Source organism: Nocardiopsis alkaliphila YIM 80379 (genome assembly GCF_000341005.1).
GTDB classification, from domain to species: Bacteria; Actinomycetota; Actinomycetes; order Streptosporangiales; family Streptosporangiaceae; genus Nocardiopsis; species Nocardiopsis alkaliphila.
Genome location: NZ_ANBD01000042.1, coordinates 1 through 5,682, shown reverse-complemented (window position 1 = coordinate 5,682; position 5,682 = coordinate 1). Strand labels below are relative to the sequence as shown.

The 5,682-nt window shown below is 69.2% G+C and carries 4 protein-coding genes and 1 pseudogene; 1 reads left to right on the top strand and 4 read right to left on the bottom strand.

Annotated features, from left to right (window positions below; all coding sequences use genetic code 11):
• Positions 1-308: 308 nt before the first annotated feature.
• From D472_RS24920 to D472_RS0106220, 4 genes and pseudogenes are all read right to left on the bottom strand, one after another.
• A complete protein-coding gene (locus D472_RS24920) occupies positions 309-2,480 on the bottom strand; it encodes a GMC oxidoreductase (RefSeq protein WP_017603640.1) in 2,172 nt (723 codons plus the stop codon).
• Between the two features lie 133 nt (positions 2,481-2,613).
• Positions 2,614-3,234 carry an MFS transporter gene (locus D472_RS29275; RefSeq protein ID WP_017603639.1) on the bottom strand — a complete coding sequence of 207 codons (621 nt, stop codon included), beginning with the start codon at positions 3,232-3,234 and terminating at the stop codon, positions 2,614-2,616.
• Between the two features lie 130 nt (positions 3,235-3,364).
• Positions 3,365-3,688: pseudogene (locus D472_RS29270) on the bottom strand (MFS transporter); the annotation flags it as partial.
• Positions 3,689-3,940: 252 nt separating this feature from the next.
• A complete protein-coding gene (locus D472_RS0106220; protein WP_017603638.1) occupies positions 3,941-4,357 on the bottom strand; it encodes a Dabb family protein in 417 nt (138 codons plus the stop codon).
• Positions 4,358-4,562: 205 nt separating this feature from the next.
• On the opposite strand from D472_RS0106220, the gene D472_RS0106215 reads away from it, so the two are divergent.
• Positions 4,563-5,682 (top strand): AAA family ATPase (locus D472_RS0106215; RefSeq protein WP_017603637.1); only part of this gene is annotated, 1,120 nt, incomplete at its 3' end.

Sequence of the window (5,682 nt, the reverse complement as noted above, 5' to 3'; positions counted from 1 at the left end):
GGCGATCCGCTCGATCAGCCGGTGGCTCGGGCCCCGACCGGAACGGCTGACGAGTCGAACGTTCTCACCGAGGGCGGCGAGTTGTAGCGCGGTGGTCGAGCCGACCAGGCCGGCGCCGACGATCAAGTGGACGGCCATGGGTTGTTCCCTCATTCGTGGATGGATCGTTCCGGCGGCTCTTCCACAGCGGGCCACCGGAATGGTCGATGGGTCGATCGAGTAATGGACGTGCGCTCACCGGGGAGCGCCTTGGCACGGGCCGATGAGACTTCGTGGCGGTCGGGGCGCCCGGACCGCCGAAGGACGACTCACCGGTACGCCTTGGAGGGCGAAGCCGAAGCCCGTTCACGCAGGGCGGAGGCGGCGAAGAAGAACGTGAAGCGTCTGAGCGCGCGCAAGCGCCGGGCCAGGGTGAAACCCCGGCCGTTCAACGAGGTCCCCAACCCCACGAGGTCGCGGCCACCGATGGAGAGCACGAAGCGTCGGCTCTCGCCGACCGCCGGGTCGATCGGGGTGATCCGCGCGCGCAGATGGGTGAGGCCGGTCAGAAGGGCCAAGGGGTTGCGGGAAGGGATGGTCTTCACGCCCGTCAGCCGCCATGCGTGCCCTCGATCGTCCTCGAAGTCCAACGCGTAGGACATCGCCTCCCCCTCCCCCTCGGGGAAGAGGGACAGGGTTCCTGACAGGTCCGCCCGTGAGGCGAGCCCTTCGACGTCGATCGTTCCTCGCATCGAGAGCCGATGCGCGGGGTCGGCGAGGAACCGGTCCACGCTGGGGATCTCCGCGCTCAGCGTCACCACCGCACGCGGGTGGTCGCGGCCGCGCGAGACCATGCGTTCATGAAAGACGACCCCGTCACCCTTGGTGGAGGCGTGCAGCCGCGACATGGACTCGAACGCGGCGTCCTCGGGGACCTCGGCGGGTACGACCGCGTCCCATTCGGGTGCTCGCCACCCCTCACGCCCGGACTCACGGATCACCGCCTCGATCGAGCGTTCCGCGACGGCGAGGATGGTGGCGGAGGGGTTCACCCCGGTCGCGGCGGGGAGCACCGAGCCGTCCATGACGTACAGACCCGGGTAACCGTGCACCTCTCCCGTCTCGTCCACGACCCCGGTGGTGGCGTCGGCACCGGGGCTCACCCCGCCCAGGGCGTGGACGGTGATGGTTCGGCGCAGCAGGGACCAGGTGAAGGGGTTGGTCAGCCGTGCGCCGAGGAGCCGAGCGAGGATCGGACCGACCCGGCTCTGGGAGCGATACAGGCGCGCCTGCCACCGGTTGCTCCAGACCAAGGTGGCCCGCCCCCCGTGGTCCAGTTTCAGCGTTCCGTCGCTGGAGTCCTTGCCCATGGCGAGCACGGCGAAGATCTGACGCGGGGACGTGTTCTGGACCGTGCGCTGCCACCAACCGCGTACCTTGCGAGCGGGTAGGAAGCCGTCGAGCAGGTCGTACAGAGGCGGGGGCAGGGCCCCGTCCTGCACCTGGTACCACACCGACCCAGAACCCTCGGCGACGTCCAGCACGGTGTTGGTGGTGATGGTGGGCCCGGTCGTCAGGTCCTTCTTCTCACCGCGAAGTTCGGCGATGGTGAGGAAGTCGCCGTTTCCGGAGAAACCCTGGCCGAGTCGCCGGGAGAGGTGGGGCAACGTGCCGTGCACGTCCCGAGAGCGCAACAGCAACTCGTTGGTGGCCACCGCCCCCATGGCGAGCACGACACGGGGCGCGGACCACTCGCGCGGTCGGGCGTCGGGGTCGGAGGGCGTCGAGGCGGTCACCGTGTAGCCACCCTCGTACGGATCGATCCGCTGAACCTCCGCGTCGGTGACGGCCCGTGCGCCGGCCTGTTCCGCCACGGCGAGGTAGGTGTGGTCCAGCGTGTTCTTCGCTCCGTGGTTGCAACCGATGACGCACTCTCCGACGAAGGCGCACCCCCGACGTGGCACCCCGTGGACGTTGGGTCGCCAGGTGTCCGGATCGCCGAAGGTCACCGCCAGGTTGGGCCGTACGGTGGCCTCCTCCTTGTCCGTGCCCTCCAGGAGACGCTCGATGAGTTCGGTGCGCGGCGGGGGAGCCCCGGTTCGGGGATCCTCACCCACCGGGGAGACGCCCACCATGTGCGCGGCCAGGTCGTAGTACGGATCGAGTTCGCCGCGTCGCAGCCGGTCGGGCCAGCGCGCGTCGAGTACCTCCTCGAAGGGGCGGGCGAAGACGTTCGCGTACACGAGCGATCCACCTCCCCAGCCGGCCGCCTGGACGCTGCCCATGCGGTCGAGCCAGCGGATGTCGTAGAGCCCTTGGCCCAGCTCCCACAACCAGCCGTCGTTCAGGTCGGGGCGGCGAGGGAAGTCACCGGGCTTCCACCGTCGTCCCCGTTCGAGGACGATGACCGAGAGGCCCGCTTGGGCGAGTCGGGCCGCGGCCACGGCGCCGCCGAACCCGCTGCCGACGACGATGGCGTCGGCCTCGAATCCATCAGTCATGGTTGTTCCTTCTTCAACTCGTATCGGGGCACAGGGGTGCCGGCGTGTTCCCTCGTGGGAAGGCTCGGTGGTGGCCTGCGGCGATGGGTTCCAGTCCCTGGGCGGCGCGCGGTCGCGGCCCGACCCAGGAAGCTCACCGGGCACGGAAAGGCATGGAGACGATCGTGGCGGCGAGCGCCCCGGCGATCATGACGGTTCCCGACCAGGTGAAGGAGTCGATGACTCCGACGGCCTGGATCACGGGTTGGACGACCAGTGGAGAGATGAACTGGCCGAAGAAGATCGCGGTGACGAGTCCACTCAGGGCACGACCGCTCCAGGCCGGTGGGGCGAGCTCGGCCAAGCGCAGGGTGATGGTGGGCACGGAGAATCCGAGCCCGAGGCCTCCGACGAGCAGACCCGCGGTGGTGCCCAGGGCCGTCCCGGTGACGCCGATCAGCAGCCACCCCGCTCCCAGTGACGCGACGCCGATCTTGATGATCGCGTTGGAGTGCACGTACCTGCGCAGTACGGGGAAGGCCAGACCACCGATCGCGCTGGACACGGTGCTTCCGGCGATGACCAGACCCACGAGGACGGGTCCGGCCCCGAGACCCTCCAAGAGGAAGGGGACCTGTGTCGGAGCCATGTAGAACACCATGGTCGCGCCGAGCGCCAAGACGTAGACGCCGAGCACACGTGCGAGCACCGAACGCCCGGAGCCCCCACCCACTTCGGGCGTGAAGGCCCGCGGCCGTTCGTGCACGAAGCGCATGGCCGCCAACGCGACCAGGGCCGCCAGACCATAGAGCCAGAACGGCGCCCGCCANCGCCCCCCGCCAGTCGAAGGTCGCCAGCAGGCCGGCCAACGGCAGGAACACCACCCCGCCCAAGCTCGCGGCCGCCTGTTGGAGTCCAAGGAAGGACGCCCGTTCCGGCCCTTCGAACCAGTCGGCGATCGTCGCGCTCACCGCCGTCATCACCCCGCCCACGGCGACACCCAGCACCGCCCTGGACGCCAGCAGCAGCCAAAGATCGGCGACGAAGTAACCAGAAGTGCCGATCACCGCGTACAGCACGAGGCTGAACACGAGCAGCGGGCGGCGCCCGAACCGGTCGGCGGCCAGACCGGACACCGGGGCGCTGACGGCGATCGTCAGCGAGGTGACCGTCATCGCCAGACGGACCAGCAGTGAGGCTCCGGGCTGGTCCGCGAACACCTGCTCCATCGCCGGAAGGCTGGGGGCGATGGCGGCCGGGGCCATGATCGTCAAGGTCGCGGCGGCGAGGATCGTCCCGCGAGCGAGACGGTTCGGCGCCGCCTGGTGGGTTGCCGTGGTCATGAAGCCAGCATTTCCCTGCCCCGCACACCTTCGCGTCGGTGACAATCACCTACTTGTCCGAATCCCGCCTTCACCTACGCACGGACCGGGGACGCCCGTGGAGGGCCTGGCCCCGCCGGGAGCAGGCCCTGCACCACGTCACTTTCCGTGCTTGCCGGGGGCCGCGCTACCGGAGTACTCATCGAGGTCGGAGACGAGTTCGGCGATGTCGGGCATCTTGTCGAATCGGCGCTGGTGAATCGCGGTGATCTTCGCGCCGACCTCCGGGTCGGGGTCGTCGGTGATGTCGAAGGACACGAACTTCTCGATCATCGGCAGCCCGATCCGGTCCATCTCCGTGTGCGACGGGTGGTTCATCATCGCCTCGTAGCTTTCGAGGTCCTCGAACACGGAGACCGCGCCGAAGTCGTAGTCACCCCCGAAGTCGGCCCCGAAGATGGAGGACTTGACACCGGGGATGACACCGCCCTGCTCCCCCATCTTCTGTAGGGCCGCGGCGATCTCCTCCTGTGGGATACCGGGCTTGATGGAGAAACGGATGCAGTGGTAGATCATCGAACCTTCCTTTTCCTACGCGTTCGCCTGAGTGGTCGGGCGCGGGTGTCCACGGCGGAGGTGGACACCGATGCGGCCGGTTCGGTCAGGTCACGACGATCTCGTGGACGCGCCTCGGTCGCGTCGGTGACAATCGCCTAGATCGACGGAGCCGTCGACGATTCCGCCGCACGGCCGGGGTACGCGACCCCTATAGGGTTGCGCCATGCCCGCGAAACGACCTCCTTCGCTCCTCGGCAGGCATGATGAGATCCGTCGCCTGCGCCTCCTGACCGAAGCGGCCGAACGGGGCTCCGGTGGTGCGCTGGTTCTTCGCGGTGAACCGGGCATCGGCAAGAGCACGCTGCTCAAGCACCTCGAACACGCCGTGTCGGAGAAGTTCCAGATCATTCGCGCCTCCGGGGCGGAGTTCGAGGGTGAACTGCCCTTCGCGACGCTGCATCAGCTCTGTGTGCCGGTACTGGAGCACCTGGAGGCGTTGTCGGATCCCTACCGCCGCTCCCTACGGGTCGCGTTCGGTCTGGCGGAAGGCGTTCCGGATCCGTTCCGCGTCGGACTGGCGACGCTCGATCTGCTCTCCACAGCGACGGCGAAACGACCCTTGCTATGCGTCATCGATGACGCCCACTGGATGGACGACGCCTCGGCCCGGGCCTTGACGTTTCTCGCCAGGCGCGTCACGGCGGAGCCGATCGCGATGGTGTTCGCCGCCCGTGACGAGGGCGTTGGTCGCCGGCTGGACGAACTTCCCGCTCTGACGATCCCGGGCCTGAGCGATACGCACGCGCGCGAGCTGCTGGCCGCGGAGAGGACCCTGACACTCGACGACCGGGTGCGCGAGCGCGTGCTCGCCGAGGCACGCGGAAACCCGCTGGCCCTGATCGAGCTGCCCAAGGCCGGTGGTTTCGTGATCCCGGCGCCCTCGCCGGTCGCGAGCAGGATCGAGCGGAGCTTCCAGGCCAGAACGGCGGGCCTGTCACCGGACGCACGGCTGCTGCTGACGTTGGCGAGCGCCGATCCGACCGGGGACCCCAAACTCCTGTGGGCGGCGGCCCACCGCCTGAACGTCGACGTGCCCGTGGCGAGCTCCGCCGCCGAGGCGTCCGGGTTGGTGCGCTTCGACACACGCGCGCGGTTCTGCCACCCACTGGCGCGTTCGGCGGTCTACCGCGCGGCCGAGCCGGAGCGACGCCAGGCGGTGCATCGGGCACTGGCCGAGGCCACCGACCCGGTCACGGCGGCGGACCGGCGGGCCTGGCATCGCGCCCAGGCCACCACCGGGCCGGATGAGCGGGTCGCGGCGGGATTGGAGGCCTCGGCCTCGC